Origin of the sequence: Pseudoalteromonas sp. MM17-2, from assembly GCF_022347945.1 — a bacterium.
Classification (GTDB): domain Bacteria; phylum Pseudomonadota; class Gammaproteobacteria; order Enterobacterales; family Alteromonadaceae; genus Pseudoalteromonas; species Pseudoalteromonas ruthenica.
Genome location: NZ_JAKRFV010000001.1, coordinates 170,242 through 187,467 on the forward strand (window position 1 = coordinate 170,242; position 17,226 = coordinate 187,467).

The window sequence follows — 17,226 nt, forward strand, 5'->3', positions numbered from 1 at the left end:
AAAAAAAACTAGCCGGAGCTAGTTTTTTCAGTTTTTGTTCAGCTAATTGGACCAGTTAGCGCATCGCCATCAGCATTTTACTTGGCTGCTCTAAGAAATCTTTCCATAGATTATTAAAGCGGGCGATGGTGCCGCCATCAATTACACGGTGATCCCCAGACCAACTTACCTGCATTATTGCACGCGCTTCAACATCACCGGCTTCGTTAAAGCGCGGCAATTGCTGTACTTTACCAAGGGCAACAATGGCTACTTCAGGCTTATTAATAATCGGTGTGGCTGTCGTGCCGCCAATAGCACCGATGTTAGAAATAGAGATAGTCCCTGATTTCAAATCGGCTGGCGCCACACGCCCTTCTCGGGCACTGTCAGTAAGGCGAGTTACTTCGTTAGCGACATCAACAATCGATTTGTTCTGCACTTGTTTTACATTCGGTACCAGCAATCCAAGTTTAGAGTCAACGGCCATGCCAATGTTGTGGTCATCGAAATAAGTTAACTCGGTACACTCATCATTGACTTGCGCGTTTAACACCGGGAATTCTTGCATCGCCAGTGATAGCGCCTTGATGAAAAATGGCATCATAGTTAACTTCACGCCTTGCTGCTTATACTGCTCTTTGAGCGCGCCGCGCAATGCGATTAAGTCCGTAAGGTCAATTTCATCACTGTATGTAAAGTGCGGAATCGTGGAAACCGACGCCGACATCTGCTTCGCCATGGCCGCTTTCATACCTTTGATCGGCTCTACACGAGACCCGCCACTTTGTTGATTGGCGTTACTCGATGTCGTGTTGCTCAGCCCTTGCTGCGAAGCACTTTGCGCTGTGTCACCAGATGCCAAGAAGCGTTCAATGTCTTCTTTGTATACACGGCCATTTTTACCGCTGCCTGGAACTTTGCTGATGTCAATATCATGCTCACGCGCACGGCGACGCACAGCCGGTGATGCTAATGCTTTGCCTTGGGCAACAGAGGTGTCAGTATCGGTCTCTGAGGCTGCTTCATTGTGCTGTGATTGCGCTGCCGAGTCGGCGCTCTCGCTACTTTGCTCGGCGTTTGTCGAACCGGCAATTTCCATTTGGAATAGCGGGCTGTGTACCTTAGCAATATCACCCTTTTGATAATAGAGCTTCACCACTTGACCATCGTACTTAGCAGGGATTTGTACCAACGCCTTGTCGGTCATCACATCACACACCGCTTGGTCTTCTTTTATGGTATCGCCTTCACTCACCAACCATTCAACTATCTCACACTCGACAATGCCCTCGCCAATATCAGGCAAGATAAAGTCCTCGCGCTGAGTACCCGCGCTGTTAGGAGTTGCACTCGATTGTTTCACTTCGGGCTCTTGCTCGGTGCTTTGCGCCTTGGAGCTGTCTTCTTGCTCGCCGTTGACATCCATTGCAAATAAGGGTTGATGTACTTTAGCAATATCCCCTTTGGCATAATAAAGCTCAGTGATGACGCCATCATGTACCGCTGGGATTTGCACTAGAGCTTTGTCAGTCATGACATCGCAAATAGGCTGGTCTTCTTTGACTTGGTCACCAACTGCCACGAGCCACTCAACCACTTCACATTCAACAATGCCTTCACCAATATCTGGTAAAATAAAATCTTTTGCCATGATTATCCCCTTAAAACTCAACCGCGTTTTTAATGGCTTCGAATACCTTCAGCGCATCTGGAATATATTCTTTTTCTAGTGCTAATGGATACGGTGTATCCAAGCCACATACACGCGTGATGGGTGATTCTAAGTAAAGGAAGCATTGTTGCTGGATGGTCGCCACAATCTCGGCGCCAAAACCGTTAGTAATAGGCGCTTCATGACTCACCACGAGTCGACCGGTCTTTTTCACAGACTCAGCAACAGTATCGACGTCCCAAGGAAGGATGCTGCGCAAGTCTATCAGCTCGACACTGATCCCCTGCTCTTTAGCTTTCTCAGCCGCTGCTGCAATGATTTCCATCTGTGCACCCCAGGCCAATACAGTCACGTCTTTACCTTCTTGCACCACTTCGGCTTTGCCCAGCTCGATGGTGTAATCTTCCTCGGGCACTTCGCCAGTAGACGCCCGATAGAGACGCTTTGGTTCGAAGAACAGCACAGGGTTGTCATCTTTGATGGCAGCGCGCAGTAAGCCTTTGGCTTGATATGGGTTTCGCGGTACGACAATCTTTAACCCCGGGGTGTGCGCAAAATACGCTTCAGGTGATTGCGAGTGGTATAAACCACCGGCAATGCCGCCACCATAAGGTGTACGAATGGTAAGATTACCGACATTAAACTCGTTACCGCTGCGGTAACGGAACTTCGCTGACTCATTAACGATTTGGTCAAAGGCAGGGAAAATGTAATCCGCAAATTGAATTTCAGCAATCGCTGGCGCACCAAACGCCGCTAAACCATTGGCGAATCCCGCAATCCCTTGTTCGGTTAGCGGCGTGTTGAATACCCGGTGTTTCCCGTATTTCTCCTGTAATCCGGACGTGGCCCGAAATACACCGCCAAAGTAACCAACATCCTCACCGAAAATACAGGCATGGTCGTGCTCTGCCATGGTGATATCCAACGCCGAGTTGATAGCATGAAGCATGTTCATTGTTTTCATTATTTCAATCTCCCTGCTGTTGTTGGATAGGCATCGGGGTACTTCTTAATATGAGCCTTTAATTCATTGTATTGCTTTTCAAGACTCGGGATGGGCGTGTCATACACGTCGCTAATAAGGTCTTCCAACGGTGGCTTAGCCACTTTTTCTGCCGCCTTTAACGCTTCAAGAATTTGCTCACGCACTTTCTCTTTCACTTGCTCGTCTTCTTGTTCATCAAGCCAGCCTTTACTCAGCAACCAATTGCGAAAACGTGCGACTGGACAGTTTTCACGAAAGCCCGCTTCTTCATCTTTAGAGCGGTAGCCGCTCGGGTCATCCGAAGTTGAGTGCGCCCCTAAACGGTAAGCGAGTGATTCAATTAGCACAGGTTCACCTGTTTCGGTGGCAATTTCACGTGCCTTTTTGGTCGCCGCATAAACGGCTAAAGCATCGGCTCCATCTACACGGATAGCTTTAATACCATAACCCACACCACGCGATGCAATACCGTCGCCGGCAAACTGCTCATCGGCGGGGGTGGAAATCGCATAACCGTTGTTCCGAGCAAAAAACAGCACTGGCGCTTTATGTACAGCGGCCATATTTAACCCGGCATGAAAATCACCCTCTGATGCCGCCCCTTCGCCAAAATAGCAAATGGTGACGTTGTCAATGGTGCTATCGAGCTCGCCGGAATCTTTGTTGACGTGCTTAAGTTTCTGCCCATAAGCATACCCAGTCGCTTGTGGGATTTGCGTGCCCAGCGGTGACGAGATGGTCATGTAGTTGAGTTCACGTGAGCCGTAGTGAATTGGCATTTGGCGGCCTTTACCCAAGTCCTGCTCGTTAGAGAACATCTGATTCATGAACTGCTCTAGGGTAAAACCTCGGTAGCGTAGCGCTGCCTGCTCACGATACTGCGCCATGATCATATCATTATCATCAAGCGCCGCCGCACTGGCGGTTACCGCAGCTTCTTCACCTAAACACTGCATATAAAAGCTGACACGCCCTTGGCGTTGTGCTGCTTGCATACGCTCGTCTAAGGCACGAATGAAGCGCATAGTATCGTATATTTTAAGCGCTGTTTGCTTATCAATTTCTGGCTCTTTTGCGCCCTCAAGCACACTACCTTGTTCGCTAAGAACGCGATAAGTAGGCACATCGAGGCCGTGGCCATCAATAAATTCTAGTTCGTGATTAATATTCAACGAAACATTATTGGGGTTAGTCATAACCTTCCCTTCTGTTGTTGTCACCAAGCTAAGCGTTGAGATGTTGTTATTGTTGCTTTGCTGAAAGACTAACTTGCAATAGTTAGTCTTTCAGTTAGTGAATAGTGGTCTAAATCTTCCACTACACGCGCTTAGTTTAAATTATGCTGCCGCCACTTTACGTCAACGTAAAGGTATATTCAACTAATGATAGCCGAATATTCACATCATTGAGAATGGGGCCTTGGCAAGTTCCGTGTACGCTCCGTAACATATTGAAATAAATGGATATTACGGAGCAGAGTGGTCGGATCAGATGAATTCATCGGTGAGTTTTGTGGGGACAACTGTGAGCAAAGCTCGTTGCCCCAATGCGACTTTAGCGTTAGGGAAAATAATCGCCTCACCCTCTACCTCGGCACGAATTTCTTGCTCACCATCATGACCTAATAATTCACCTTTGGCGAAGCCAGTGAAATTAGGCACATCGTCGGCAAAGGTAAAGCTGAAATCTTCACGATGGCGATTAATGGTGCGATACACCGAAAATAACTCAACATCATCCGCATGAAGTTCAGGGTAAGTCACAGTTTCTTGCGTGATCAATGCCTCAAGGGTGGCTTTGGCTTTAGCGAAACGGCTCATGTCGTTGTCACCAAAAGGACGCACTTTCCCTAATTCAATAGTGAACGCATCTGCATCAAAATGACGGGAAGAAAAATAACTGAAGGTGGATGCGGGTTCAGACATTAGCAACACCGTTTGTACACCACAACTAAGCAAAAACTGTAGTTGTTCGCGTTTATGGGGTTTACCATGTAAAAACGGATACACCGCAAACTTCTCATTTTTGGAGTCGCGAATCGCGGTATGCAGGTCATAATGTGCACGATAGCGCCCTTGCCCCGCCATGGTAAAGAACTGCTCTACATAGTGCTCAAGCTTTTTCGCGCGCTGACGCTCAGGGTTATCTATCCCACCCTCGCTGTGCTTGCCGCAGAACAGACGGTTAAGGTTTTCATCGACAAAACGCTGGCCAATATTAATTGATTTCGGATTACCAAAAATGAACAGCACACGGTGAGTTAAAGTAATGTGTTCAGCGATAATGGCTTGAATCAGTTGATCACAAATTTCTATAGGCGCAGTTTCATTGCCATGCACGGCACTGGAGAAAACAAAATCCTTATCACCGTATTGCGCTGGAGTGAATTCAATGACTCCTGTGTCAAGGACCTTTACAATTGTGCCATTATCAAGCGTGAACTGCTCTGGCGGCAGATTGAATTCATTTTCACGGGTTATGCTAAGGAAGTCACCGGTCTCTTTCAGACGCTGTAAATACATAGTACACCTTTATTGTGAGAGCTTCGCCGCCTATTGGCAGCGTTATCAAGATAAACAGTAAAAAGCCAGTCGAGCGACTGGCTTATATGAGCGGGTTAAGCAATGGCGTTATCAACCAACGCCTTGGCTGCTTGTTCTAGTTGTTGTAAATGTTCTTCACCTTGGAAGGACTCAAGGTAAATCTTGTAAATGTCTTCGGTGCCCGACGGTCTGGCCGCAAACCAGCCATTTTCAGTCACTACTTTTAGACCACCAATCGGAGCATCATTGCCTGGCGCATGAGTCAGCTTGGCTGTGATCGCATCTCCGGCCAGTTCAGTGGCCGTAATGGCCTCAGCACTGAGTGCTTTCAGTTTCGCTTTTTGCTCACTATTGGCAGGGGCGTCAATGCGTTTGTAAACAGGTTCGCCAAATTTCGCCACTAGCTGTTGGTAATACTGCGAAGGCGTTTTACCGGTAACGGCTAGAATCTCAGCAGCAAGTAACCCCATAACAAATCCATCTTTATCGGTGTTCCATACCGAGCCGTCTAAGCGTAGATACGAAGCTCCGGCACTTTCTTCACCGCCGAAGCACAATTCGCTGCTGTGCAAACCGTCAACAAACCATTTAAAGCCCACAGGGACTTCAAACAAAGTTTTACCGTGGCTTTGTACCACTTTATCAATCATCGCACTGGAAACCAGGGTTTTACCGACTTTCACATCGCCCGGCCACGCGCTGCGATGAGTCAATAGGTAATCAATAGCGACGGCAAGAAAGTGGTTGGGATTCATCAACCCGTCTGGGGTAACAATACCGTGGCGGTCATAATCTGGGTCGTTACCAATGCCAATATCGAAGCGGTCTTTTAGTGCAACCAAATTGGTCATCGCATAAGGGGATGAGCAATCCATTCGGATTTTGCCATCTTTATCTTGTGGCATAAACGCAAAACGCGGGTCTATCGCGTCGTTAACAACCGTGAGGTTTAATCCGTATTGCTTGGCAATATGCGGCCAATAATGAATTCCCGAACCACCAAGGGGGTCGATCCCTATGGTGATCCCTGATTTGGCAATCGCGTGCATATCAACGACATTAGCTAAATCAGCAACAAATGGGGTTATTAAGTCCACGTATTTGATAAAACCAGAGCGCACAGCCTTAGCAAAGGGGAAAAGCTCCACTTCCACCAAGTCCTCAATGAGCAGCTGATTGGCTCTATCTTCAATCCATTTTGTGGCGTTGGTATCAGCAGGCCCACCATTGGGTGGGTTATATTTAAACCCACCATCTTGAGGTGGATTATGTGAGGGCGTCACCACAATGCCGTCGGCCAATTCATGTGGGTGGGCTTTATTGTGGCTCACTACCGCATGGCTTATCACCGGAGTGGGGGTAAAGTCATCGTCTTGCTGGGTAATGATTTGCACCTCGTTGGCGACCAATACCTCAATGGCAGAATTAAACGCCGACTCCGACAACGCATGCGTATCTTTGCCTAAAAACAGCGGCCCGAAAATATTCTCTTTTTTGCGGTAATCACAAATAGCCTGGGTAATAGCCAAAATGTGAGATTCATTAAACTGCGTATTAAAAGAACAACCACGATGACCGGAAGTACCAAATGCGACCCGGTGCTCTGGAAATTGCTCCACGTCAGGCTCATTGAGATAATAAGCGCTCATTAATTTAGGTACATTAACAAGATCGGCTTGCTTGGCGAGTTTTCCGGCATTGGGGTGAAGGGCCATACCTGATTCCTTATAAATAGTCGCGAATAGTTTCTGCTTGCTCTTTAGTGTAACCCAGCTCTAACGCCGCTTCATGCAACATCATCTTCTTACGGGTGGTATTAGAGTTGGTCATTACCCAAAAAGGACTGTCATCGATATTCTTTGGGTTTAGACTGCTACCACTGGCCTGCAATTCCTCTTTACTTTTACCAAAGTATCGACGGTCACGGCCTTTAATATTCAGTACGCGGTGGAATGTGGTTTTATGGGTGCGGTGCAGCGCTGCAAGAATAAACAAGAAGCGGCCAACAACGCCCTTTTGCATCGCCAATTCTTCTTTATTAAGAATGTCGAACACGCTGGCTTGGCTATCATCAGCTTCAGCCATGGGCTGCGCTTGCTGCTCCTCGGGCTCATCGCTTACATCGGTTTCTACAGTGGCTGGCGCAGCTACGGGCGCTGCGCTTTGCAAATTCAATAAACGACGCAAAATCTCAGAGGCACTTTCGCCAATGCTTTGGGTATTGCTGGCAATATATTGGTATAGCTCGTCGTCTATTTCTATTTTTTTCATGATATTCCTGTCATTACTGCCAAGTTTACAAATGCTTTGCAGAATTATACCCAAGTTACCTGAATAAGCTAGGGGGCGTGCCCTGTATAGGCCCTTAGCAACTGAGCAGTGTTTGACCAAGTGTTGCATTGCGCGCGCCCAGTGGGCACAATTTACCTACTTTCATCGATGATAACCTGTTTATGTTACTAAATTATCAAAGCAGCTCTGAGGCGCCAAAAAATGCGCCCACTGTGATTGTTATTCATGGTTTATTTGGCTCATTAGATAATCTAAAAGTCGTTGCCAGAGCCCTCAGTGAGCAGTTTCATGTAATTAACGTGGACGTGCGCAATCACGGTCAATCTTTTCACAGCGAGACCATGACCTACCCGGCTATGGCTGAGGACATTATTGCGCTGATGAATGAGCTGGAGATCGCCCAAGCGCACATTGTGGGTCATTCCATGGGCGGCAAGGTGGCTATGCAAGTAGCAATAGATGCACCCGAGCGCGTCAGCAAGCTCGTTGTACTTGACGTGGCTCCGGTAAGTTACCACTCCCGTCATGACGCCATTTTTCAAGCGCTTGAAAGCGTTGCCAGTGCATCGGTTAGCTCACGTTCGCAAGCGGATGAGCTAATGAGTGAATACATAGCCACACCGGGTGTACGCCAGTTTTTGGCTAAAAGTTTGAAAAAAACCGACAAAGGCTCCCTAGAATGGCAATTTAATTTGCCCGTGCTAAAACAGCAATATGCTAATATCCTATCGCAGCCAGTTGTAAATGATTCTTGTTTGTGTGATACACTGTTCGTTAAAGGTGGCGACTCAGATTATATTTTGCCTGAGCACAAAGAACAGATCATGACCCTGTTCCCGAATGCCAAAGCAAAAGTAATTCAAGGCACCGGACATTGGCTACACGCTGAAAAACCGGCAGCAGTAAATAAATCCATCGTTGATTTTTTAACACGTTAATCCATATCAATAGTATGGGCGTAATTTAGGGTTAGTATAACGGAGGCTAAAAGCCTCAATATCACCTAAATTATTGGATTTTTCTGTGCTACAATGCGCGCCGTTTTACAGATAGGTAGCAGTCAATGGTCGACCAATTAATCAATGAGATCGATACCCTCGGGTTATATTTTGGCCTTGCTGGCATCTTTTTTTTCATCGGCATGGCAATTCAAGACGTACTTAAAAAAGGCGATGTGCCTAAATTTGGTCGTTATATTGTCTGGCTTGTGTTGTTTTTAGGCTGTTCCGGCTTTATCGCCAAAGGGCTTATTCAAGTCTTCTGGCAAGGAGCAGGTGTGGGTTAACCATGGCCAAGTCAGAGCTAGATAGAACCACGCTCGATTTATTCGAGTATGAGCGACGCCCGGGTCGTCCAAAAACTAACCCGCTCCCTCGGGAGTTACAACTGAAAGTAAATAAGCGTAACCAGCTCAAGCGCGATAAAGCGCGGGGCTTGAAACGCGTCGAATTTAAAGTTTCATCAGAGCTGTATCAAGCATTAAATGATATGGCAGATGCGCAGAATATTAGCCGTAGTGCGTTGATTGAAACCATTTTGCAAGAACGATTGGCTATAGATACATAAAAGGTTATTTATTCATGGCAAGTGTAGGTATATTTTTTGGTAGTGATACGGGTAACACTGAGCACGTTGCAAAAATGATCCAAAAAGAGCTCGGCAAGAACATGGTAGCCGTGCACGACATCGCGAAAAGCAGCAAAGAAGAGATTGCAGAGTTTGACCTGCTGCTCTTTGGTATCCCCACATGGTACTACGGCGAAGCGCAGTGTGACTGGGATGACTTTTTCCCTGAACTAGAAGAAATCGACTTTGACGGCAAGCTATGTGCTATCTTTGGTTGTGGTGATCAAGAAGATTACGCCGAGTACTTCCTTGATGCCATGGGCATGGTCAACGACATTATCACCGAGCGTGGTGCTATTGTAGTCGGTAATTGGCCTACCGAAGGCTATGATTTTGAAGCATCAAAAGGGCTGGTTGATGACGAGCATTTCGTTGGCTTGGGCATTGATGAAGACCGTCAACCAGAGCTTACCGATGAGCGTGTGAAAACCTGGTGTAAGCAGATTTTTGATGAAATGTGCCTAGCAGAACTTGCCGACTAAGAACAAAAACGCTAAGGGTAACTTGGCTTTACACTTGATAGTAAAGCACGTTATTCTTAGCCATTATTATGCGTCGCACGCACCGCTTGCTGTCCCTTAGCGGTGCAATCAAGAATCTAAAATCGAGAACAAGTTGAATGACTGATCATAATCTAGAGCTTAAAAAAGCGGGCTTAAAGGTCACGCTACCGCGTATTAAAATCCTAGAAATCCTCCAGTCTCCGGATAACCAGCACATCAGTGCCGAGGACGTCTACAAAATCCTGCTTGATAACAGCGAAGAGATCGGTCTGGCTACTGTTTATCGCGTTTTAAACCAGTTCGATGATGCTGGCATTGTCACCCGCCACCACTTCGAAGGCGGCAAATCGGTATTTGAATTGGCCGGCTCTACGCACCACGACCATTTAGTGTGTTTAAAATGTGGTCGAGTGATCGAGTTTGAAGACGACATGATTGAACGTCGTCAAGTAGAAATCGCAGAAGAAAACGGCATTACGCTAACTAATCACTCACTCTATCTATATGGTGAGTGCAAAGATGTTGAAGCGTGTAAGAACTACGCCGAGATGAGCAATAACTAATTGCCCATATGAAAAAAAACCTGCGCTAACGCAGGTTTTTTTGTGTCTTTAGTTTACTGACAATGGCCCTCATCAATACTAAGTTTCAAGCTCGCTCCAGCGCTGTTGCCGGACACTTTTAAATACCCCCAGTAGTTGCTTTGACCACTCACCGATAAACACTCCACGTTTCCTGATGTGTCACTGCGCGCCTCAACATTGCTGCCGTTGGGCCAGCCTTGGTTGGCATATTCCAGCATTAAATCGCCACTGCCATGGGCCGTTTCGATACGCACACTTTGCGCTGCGGCGACATTTTCAATACTAAACCACATCGGTGCCTGCGCACCTAAGCAGATAGTCTCACCGGCCACTAAGCGCCCATCAGTACGAGGCCCTTGTTGCGCGCACATATCATCGATGTGAGAAGGCGCCTGATAGCTGGCTGTTAGGCTCACATCCGCAAACGCATTATACCCCCTGACCATGATATACACTTCACTGGTCGCGCTACCTAGATTGAGCTGGCATTGTTCCTCATTGCCACCAATATAAGGACGACAGTCAAACTCGCCTGTGGTGGGGACTTGCTGTTCACGAACATAAAGGTCAGCATCACCACTGCCTCCTGAAAGGGTCACATCAAGCGCTGAAGTGCCTTGCGGCAATGTGATACGGAACACTTGCTCGCTATCTTGTGCTCCACTGATAGACACGCTTTGCCCATTGCTCAGCTCAGTAATACCGCCGCTGCTATCGGCCTCAATGGTAATACTGTGACTAACACTGTGGCTCAGGCCCTGCTCATCACTCACACTCAAGGTCACGGTGTAACTGCCCGGCTGATTATAACTGTGCTGTGCAATAGCCCCTCGCCCTGATGTGCCATCGCCAAAGTCCCAGATATAGCTTGCGATAGCGCCTTCGTTGTCGCTGCTCGCACTGCCATCAAAGGCCACACTTTGATTCACAACCCCGGTATCGAGGGCGTTAATACGGGCCGTTGGCGCGGTATTGTTCTCGCCACCAGCGAGCGCTTGTGTCCAAGTCGTGAATTCATTGCCATAACTCGCCGCCCAGCTATTCATTTGGCTTTGATAGCCTTGCCAGTTGCCCTGGCGAGTATTCGCTAGCATGTTGGCCAACTCACTGCGGTGACGCTCAAACATAAAGCGCACCCCCAAGTATCCCCAGCGATAAATTCTATCTTGGTCAAAACCGGCATACGTGGTGGCAAACACCTCGCCTAATTGGTAAGTGCTGCCATCTTTTATGGTCTCAATTGCCGCGCTGTTGTCCTCAAGTAACGAGACATATTCAGCCACTCCCTCACTCCACCAAACTATATCGGCTGTCGGGGCGTTAAAGTCGCCATAAAGATTAAAGCGCCCGTCTAAGTAGTGAACATATTCATGCTCTAAATTCCAGACATAGTGATCAGCATTGGCATAGCTGGCCTCGTAAGCAACAAAGTTGGCCTGATTGTCCGGGTTGCTCGGATCTCCCTCTAAATACATACCACCATTGTTGGTATCGATGCCAAAAATAACCCCAGCATACTTTTTATAATCGTCGCTGCTATTGAACACATTCACCTGTAAGAAGGAGTTTAAATCATCGGCAACAGGTTGATTATTAGTGGCTAACTTATCGTGGAACACCCCTTCTTCGTAGGCCATTTTGTCACAGGCTGCTTGTTGTTGGCTGGCACTTAATTGTTGGGCACGAATGCGAATGGTGTCACTGCACTGGTGAATTTGACCCAATACCTGCTGCTCAACCTGTTCTTTAAAACCACATACCTCAAACTGCGCACAAGCACCATAGTAATCGACGATGTCGGCTGCGCCTAACCAGAGGGCATCACCGTAGCCAACCATGTTATAGCGGGCAAATAGTGCGCTAAGTTGCTTATTGGCCTCATCTTCAATTGGCTCGCCGCTGTGCATTTTTAACCGCGCTAGCTCCCTTGCCGCATTGGTGATCAGATATTCGCTGTCGCTACCTATCATCCAGGTTTGCGCTGTGAACTCACCTAACAGTCGTGCCAGCTCCGTGTCGGTTTTTGCCAGCGCCATGAATTCATCATTCCATTGGCCTCGGAACAAAATGGTAAAAATACCATTAACCGCCGAGCGCATATGCCAACTATTACCATAACTTTGGTTCCAACGACTTAGCCATTGTTTAACTTGCGGTAAGTAGCGATGTTGTAATTCAGCGCTATCCATAGTGATGATCACTTCACTAAGCGTCTTGCCATGGGCGTCGCTATTGGCATAAAAGTGGGTATTGGCAACAAAGGCATCCAGTGCTTGCTGGGTCGCCTCAGTTGCAGCTGGCGATAAACTTACCTGATCGTTATAGAACTCGACATAGAAACCAGCGCGCAGGAACAAAAATAGCGCTTCCAAATCAGCACTGCCTTGGCCGTTATAATTGCTGGCAAGCACAAGTGCCCTATCAGCGACTGCTAACATTTTACCATCAGTAACAATTTGTCCAGCGACTTCATTGCTGGCACTAAATAGCCCGTTGACGCAATCCACCCCCTGGCTGGTCACTTGCTCGGCGATGGTGGCGCTCGACGCGTCAGCCAGTTGCTGCAGGGCACACTGCGCACTCGCATCTGCCATCAAGCTAGCATGTGATAGCTCATTAACTAAATGGACTGAAGAAAGCTGCTTTTGCCTATCGGCCGTTGGCGGCGCGATATGTTGGCTCTGCTGGTCCGCCTCATGGGCAACGGCCAATGAATGCTGTGCACTTATAGGTTTAAACAATCGCTTGCCTTCATTGGTGCCCGGGTGCGCGCTAACGTGGCCAGCTACGCAGCCAAGCGCAACCATCAGTGCCGACGTAATTGCTGATTTTCTCATAATGTACCTTTTCTGGGTTGATTGAACTCGCGGCAAAGTTAACATTTAGTTAATAATGTATACAATATATTCTATATTCGTTGTGGTTATATCGTTAGATTCAAATTCCCTTTTTTGATTACAAGCAACGTGTTAGGCCATTGCTCGCTGCGAACCTAGCTGCAAGATGCTAAGCATATGGCTGGGAAAGAGAAGGAGGAGAAAATATGACAATGGCGGAAGTGGACGTCCCGGTTTTCATATATTGACTATACTCAGGGCTAGCGACCATGTAAGTCGCATTATGTGGTAAATTTATAGGGCCTACCGAATCATGCAAGAAGAATTATTAAACTCGGTTATCAAAATCACTAAAACCAGAGATGTAAACTCCCTCGAATACAGCCTAGTCACCACCCTACAAGAATTCATACAGTGCCAAGAAATCGCGGTTTATAAGGACTTACAAGACTTTGGCCGCAAAGTCATCGAGTGCAGCCTAGTGCTTCACCATGAGAATGCCGGTCAATATCAATGGCACGACGCACACATTGTAGAATCTCCTGAATCTGAACTTCTCTCGTGTTTACAATCCGCTTGTATCATTACCGTACAGAACAACAATGGCATTGAGCATCGCTGGCTGCCCATTTCGATTTTTGATAAACCTGTGGTCGCCATCAAGGTCGTCAGTAATCACTTGAGCTCATCTCAACAAGTGTTACTAAACGCCTTTTGCCGTATTTACGAAAATTACCTAACCATTTTACATGAGAATGAGCGCGACAAGCTGACCGGATTATTAAATCGACAAACCTTTGAGCGTAAATTTAAACGCCTGCTAGAAAAGCAAGTGATGAACCAAAAAGCCCATAACCGAGAACATAATAACCGCAAGCGCCAACCTGAGAGTTACTCCTGGTTGGCAATGGTGGATATCGACCACTTCAAGCAAGTTAATGATAACTATGGTCATGTCTGTGGTGATGAGGTATTGCTTATCTTGGCGCAGCAGATGCGTGGCTTCTTCCGCGCTTCAGATTTAATGTTTCGCTTCGGCGGCGAAGAGTTTGTACTTATTTTTGAGCCTTGCAAACAAGAAGATATCAATGAAAAAATGCAGTCGTTTATGGAGCATGTGCGCAACACCCACTTCCCCTTTGTAAAAACGCTGACGGTCAGTGTGGGGATGGCTCGTATCAGCCCTTATGATTTCCCCATCAGCGTATTAGAGAACGCCGACAAAGCACTTTATTATGCAAAAAATAATGGCCGTGATCAGCTGCATTTTTTTGATGACCTTGTGCACTCCGGTGCGATTTCACCGGACAATGCTAATAACGATGAAGGGGATATCGACCTGTTTTAGGCCGCCCCTAGGGTGTCGCTGAGCCGTTTGCGCCTCAGCTAATGAGTGTATAACTGCTCAAGGTAACTAACGGCGACTTGGTGCCAGTCAAAGCGCGTGTTTTTGGCTTGCGCGCACAATGTCTGCCACTGCGCTGGCTCGTTATGGTAAACATCAAGGGCACGCTGCAAGGCAGTGAGTAGCTGCTGGCTTTGCTGCTTTGGACTATTGCCCGTGAAGGTAAAACCATTGACGCCTTCGGCAATGGTGTCTTTAAGGCCGCCCACTTGATGAACTAAACAGGGCGTGCCCTCGCGCATCGCTAAAAGCTGACTGATGCCACATGGTTCAAATGAGCTGGGCATGCAAAATAATGACCCAAGCTGGTACATCGCATCACCCAACTCTAGGGCAAAACCGCGTAAAAACAAAAAGTTGTCATGCTCAGCCATCGCCTGTGTTAGCACTGCTTCAAGCGCCGGATCGCCAGAGCCCAGCATCATAAAGTGCCTGCCTTGCTCAGCCAAACATCGTAGCAGATCACCCAGCGTATTATCATGCAGCAATAGCGCGACTTTTTGCGGGCTGATCCGTCCTACCGAGCATAGCCAAGGTGTGATCTCGTTGGCACGCCATTGTTGCAGGCGAACATGAGCGATGTAATGACTCGCGCTTAACTGATTGGCCTTGCCCATCCATTGTAATACAGCCTGCTCAGCGAGCTGCCATAACCGTTTTTGAGTATAATTTACCGACTCGCTTTGGTAGTCACAGCCATTGAGGATGCCCAACAACCGATTTTGCTGCTGCGCGGCAACCAACTGATTTTCCAACCCTTCTCCACCGATAAAACCGTGTTCCATATTGCTTGGACGCTGAATCTCTTGCATATACTGGGGCGAGACCACATGCACTTTGTCACATAGTTCAATGGCGGCGCGCATCGGATTGTAGCAATGGGGATAGCGCGGATCGCAAATACGCTGGCCATCGTAACTTAACCATGGAAACCACGATTCAAGCGCCGACGGGTCGTGGGCAAACGGCCTCACTCCTTGCAATGCTAAGTTGTGAATGGTGTACACCGTGTGCATGGCTTTAAGTCTTTGAAAATCATTGCTATAAGCACGAAGCACCGCCAACGTGGCGCTGTGCCAATCATGTAAATGCAACACATCAGCCGCTAGCACACCTTGCTCTATCGCCTGTGCCACCGCCAAGCAAAATAAGGCAAACTTACTGGCATCAGCAGCAAAGGGCCGGCCGTCTTCATCGTGGTGATAAACATGCTCACTGCACAGCCACGGATGCGATAACACATAGTGACTGACCCCATCGCGTTTGCTTACCAACAAAAGCTGTATATTAAGCCTTTGGTGGGCAAAGTGAACCTGCACCTCGGCGCAAGGCTGCGCCTCAGTGAGCTCCATACATTGGAAATGCGGTAAGATCACATCGACTTGAATACCTTGCTCGGCCAACGCTTTTGACACATTGCCCACCACATCAGCTACCCCACCCACTTTCGCGCCGACAATGGCGCTGCTTTCAGCACAAACAAATAACACTGACTTCATTATTACGCTCGCTGCTGACTTTGGACATCGGTTTTTTGCGCAAGCGCCGCCAACATATCGCGCGTTACCAATACAATGCCATTTTTGGATACGCGAAAGCCGTGTTCAATATCTTCCTCATGATCTAAGCCAATGGTCAGTCCTTCAGGTATCTCACAGCCCCGGTCAATGATCGCTCGCTTAATATGACAACCGCGATGAACGACCACCCCGGGGAGCACCACCGCTTGCTCTATTTGACAAAAAGAGTGGACGTGCACATTAGAAAATAATAGCGACTTGCGCACTTGCGAGCCGGAAATAATACAGCCACCGGAAACCGTTGAATCCACCGCCATCCCCCGGCGTTCATCGTCATCAAAAATAAACTTCGCTGGCGGTAATTGCTCTTGGTAGGTCCAAATTGGCCAAGTGGGGTCGTACAAATCCAATTTCGGCTCCGGTTCAACCAACTCCATATTCGCTTCCCAAAACGAATCTAAGGTGCCAACATCACGCCAATAGGGCTGCCCAGACATGCTCGGATCGGTAAATGGAAAGGCGTATACCTGGTGATTGTCGATGATTGCCGGGATGATATCGTGACCAAAATCACGCCCCGAACAGCTGTTTTGCGCATCTTTTTGCAATTGTTCAAATAGAAATTCAGTGTTAAATACGTAGTTGCCCATCGACGCTAGGCACCGACCCGGCTTTGCTGGAATTTCATTCGGCACAGCGGGCTTTTCATCAAAGCGACGAATACGGTTTTGTTCGTCGACGGTCATAACGCCAAAGGTGTTGGCAGCCTCTTCGGTATCGACTTCAATACAGCACACCGTCATATCGGCGCCCGTTTCCACATGTTTTGCCAGTAACGCCCCGTAGTCCATACGGTAAACATGATCGCCTGATAAAATCATGACATAACGGGGTAGCTCATGACGAATGATGTCCATATTCTGAAATACCGCATCGGCGGTACCACAATACCACTCATCGCCGTAGCGCTGTGACGCAGGTAAAATCTCTACTGACTCACCGAGCTCTTTTTTAAAGTGTCCCCAGGCGCGATGTACATGACGAATTAACGAGTGCGACTTATATTGAGTCGCCACCCCGACCCTACGTATCCCCGAATTGATGCAGTTCGACAGCGGAAAATCGATGATGCGATGTTTACCCCCAAAATACACGGCCGGCTTGGCGCGCCAGTTGGTCAGCTCATGTAACCGCGATCCCCTGCCTCCGGCGAGGATCAAGGCGTAAGTATCACGGGTTAAAGTACTAATGTATCGATTTGCATAACTTGGCAT

At 47.7% G+C, this 17,226-nt stretch carries 15 protein-coding genes; 6 read left to right on the forward strand and 9 right to left on the reverse strand.

Annotation, left to right across the window (positions count from 1 at the left end; genetic code table 11):
• Positions 1-55 precede the first annotated feature (55 nt).
• From MHM93_RS00815 to seqA, 6 genes are all read right to left on the reverse strand, one after another.
• Positions 56-1,633, reverse strand: coding sequence for a dihydrolipoyllysine-residue acetyltransferase (locus tag MHM93_RS00815; protein ID WP_239447579.1), 1,578 nt, complete (start codon positions 1,631-1,633; stop codon positions 56-58).
• 10 nt (positions 1,634-1,643) lie between these two features.
• On the reverse strand, positions 1,644-2,621 hold the full coding sequence (locus MHM93_RS00820; protein ID WP_022946551.1) for a transketolase C-terminal domain-containing protein: 978 nt from the start codon (positions 2,619-2,621) through the stop codon (positions 1,644-1,646).
• Complete coding sequence (locus MHM93_RS00825; protein ID WP_239447580.1) at positions 2,621-3,838, reverse strand: thiamine pyrophosphate-dependent dehydrogenase E1 component subunit alpha; 1,218 nt, start codon at positions 3,836-3,838, stop codon at positions 2,621-2,623. The genes MHM93_RS00820 and MHM93_RS00825 overlap by 1 nt, the downstream gene beginning before the upstream one ends.
• Positions 3,839-4,129: 291 nt before the next feature.
• Positions 4,130-5,164 carry a succinylglutamate desuccinylase gene (gene astE, locus MHM93_RS00830; RefSeq protein WP_239447581.1) on the reverse strand — a complete coding sequence of 345 codons (1,035 nt, stop codon included), beginning with the start codon at positions 5,162-5,164 and terminating at the stop codon, positions 4,130-4,132.
• 95 nt (positions 5,165-5,259) lie between these two features.
• Entirely contained in the window at positions 5,260-6,900 is a 1,641-nt protein-coding gene (pgm, locus tag MHM93_RS00835) for a phosphoglucomutase (alpha-D-glucose-1,6-bisphosphate-dependent) (RefSeq protein WP_045978341.1), read from the reverse strand.
• A gap of 10 nt (positions 6,901-6,910) precedes the next feature.
• Positions 6,911-7,456, reverse strand: a complete 546-nt coding sequence (gene seqA / locus MHM93_RS00840; RefSeq protein ID WP_152440808.1) for a replication initiation negative regulator SeqA — start codon at positions 7,454-7,456, stop codon at positions 6,911-6,913.
• 182 nt (positions 7,457-7,638) lie between these two features.
• On the opposite strand from seqA, the gene MHM93_RS00845 reads away from it, so the two are divergent.
• The 5 genes from MHM93_RS00845 (at position 7,639) to fur (ending at position 10,169) form a co-directional block, all read left to right on the forward strand.
• On the forward strand, positions 7,639-8,415 hold the full coding sequence (locus MHM93_RS00845) for an alpha/beta fold hydrolase (RefSeq protein ID WP_239447582.1): 777 nt from the start codon (positions 7,639-7,641) through the stop codon (positions 8,413-8,415).
• 125 nt (positions 8,416-8,540) lie between these two features.
• A complete protein-coding gene (locus tag MHM93_RS00850; protein WP_022946545.1) occupies positions 8,541-8,762 on the forward strand; it encodes a DUF2788 domain-containing protein in 222 nt (73 codons plus the stop codon).
• Between the two features lie 2 nt (positions 8,763-8,764).
• Entirely contained in the window at positions 8,765-9,043 is a 279-nt protein-coding gene (gene ybfE, locus MHM93_RS00855) for a LexA regulated protein (protein WP_022946544.1), read from the forward strand.
• Positions 9,044-9,057: 14 nt separating this feature from the next.
• Positions 9,058-9,585, forward strand: coding sequence for a flavodoxin FldA (fldA, locus tag MHM93_RS00860; RefSeq protein WP_022946543.1), 528 nt, complete (start codon positions 9,058-9,060; stop codon positions 9,583-9,585).
• A gap of 137 nt (positions 9,586-9,722) precedes the next feature.
• Positions 9,723-10,169, forward strand: a complete 447-nt coding sequence (gene fur / locus MHM93_RS00865) for a ferric iron uptake transcriptional regulator (protein WP_022946542.1) — start codon at positions 9,723-9,725, stop codon at positions 10,167-10,169.
• A gap of 53 nt (positions 10,170-10,222) precedes the next feature.
• On the opposite strand, the gene MHM93_RS00870 is transcribed toward fur, so the two are convergent.
• Positions 10,223-13,027, reverse strand: coding sequence for a collagenase (locus MHM93_RS00870; RefSeq protein ID WP_239447583.1), 2,805 nt, complete (start codon positions 13,025-13,027; stop codon positions 10,223-10,225).
• Between the two features lie 313 nt (positions 13,028-13,340).
• On the opposite strand from MHM93_RS00870, the gene MHM93_RS00875 reads away from it, so the two are divergent.
• Entirely contained in the window at positions 13,341-14,375 is a 1,035-nt protein-coding gene (locus MHM93_RS00875; RefSeq protein ID WP_138588071.1) for a GGDEF domain-containing protein, read from the forward strand.
• Positions 14,376-14,413: 38 nt separating this feature from the next.
• Here MHM93_RS00875 and MHM93_RS00880 read toward each other — a convergent pair whose 3' ends face one another.
• Both MHM93_RS00880 and glgC read right to left on the reverse strand, forming a co-directional pair.
• Positions 14,414-15,931: a glycogen/starch synthase gene (locus MHM93_RS00880; RefSeq protein ID WP_239447584.1), complete on the reverse strand. Its 1,518-nt coding sequence runs from the start codon at positions 15,929-15,931 to the stop codon at positions 14,414-14,416.
• 2 nt (positions 15,932-15,933) lie between these two features.
• Positions 15,934-17,226 carry a glucose-1-phosphate adenylyltransferase gene (glgC, locus tag MHM93_RS00885; protein WP_239447585.1) on the reverse strand — a complete coding sequence of 431 codons (1,293 nt, stop codon included), beginning with the start codon at positions 17,224-17,226 and terminating at the stop codon, positions 15,934-15,936.

Coding starts and splice junctions, on each gene's coding strand:
- MHM93_RS00815 (WP_239447579.1), bottom strand. CDS start 1,633: ATGGCAAAAGATTTTATTTTACCAGATATTGGTGAAGGCATTGTTGAA.
- MHM93_RS00820 (WP_022946551.1), bottom strand. CDS start 2,621: ATGAAAACAATGAACATGCTTCATGCTATCAACTCGGCGTTGGATATC.
- glgC (WP_239447585.1), bottom strand. CDS start 17,226: ATGCCAAGTTATGCAAATCGATACATTAGTACTTTAACCCGTGATACT.
- seqA (WP_152440808.1), bottom strand. CDS start 7,456: ATGAAAAAAATAGAAATAGACGACGAGCTATACCAATATATTGCCAGC.
- MHM93_RS00850 (WP_022946545.1), top strand. CDS start 8,541: ATGGTCGACCAATTAATCAATGAGATCGATACCCTCGGGTTATATTTT.
- MHM93_RS00880 (WP_239447584.1), bottom strand. CDS start 15,931: ATGAAGTCAGTGTTATTTGTTTGTGCTGAAAGCAGCGCCATTGTCGGC.
- fldA (WP_022946543.1), top strand. CDS start 9,058: ATGGCAAGTGTAGGTATATTTTTTGGTAGTGATACGGGTAACACTGAG.
- astE (WP_239447581.1), bottom strand. CDS start 5,164: ATGTATTTACAGCGTCTGAAAGAGACCGGTGACTTCCTTAGCATAACC.
- pgm (WP_045978341.1), bottom strand. CDS start 6,900: ATGGCCCTTCACCCCAATGCCGGAAAACTCGCCAAGCAAGCCGATCTT.
- MHM93_RS00825 (WP_239447580.1), bottom strand. CDS start 3,838: ATGACTAACCCCAATAATGTTTCGTTGAATATTAATCACGAACTAGAA.
- MHM93_RS00875 (WP_138588071.1), top strand. CDS start 13,341: ATGCAAGAAGAATTATTAAACTCGGTTATCAAAATCACTAAAACCAGA.
- MHM93_RS00845 (WP_239447582.1), top strand. CDS start 7,639: ATGTTACTAAATTATCAAAGCAGCTCTGAGGCGCCAAAAAATGCGCCC.
- fur (WP_022946542.1), top strand. CDS start 9,723: ATGACTGATCATAATCTAGAGCTTAAAAAAGCGGGCTTAAAGGTCACG.
- ybfE (WP_022946544.1), top strand. CDS start 8,765: ATGGCCAAGTCAGAGCTAGATAGAACCACGCTCGATTTATTCGAGTAT.
- MHM93_RS00870 (WP_239447583.1), bottom strand. CDS start 13,027: ATGAGAAAATCAGCAATTACGTCGGCACTGATGGTTGCGCTTGGCTGC.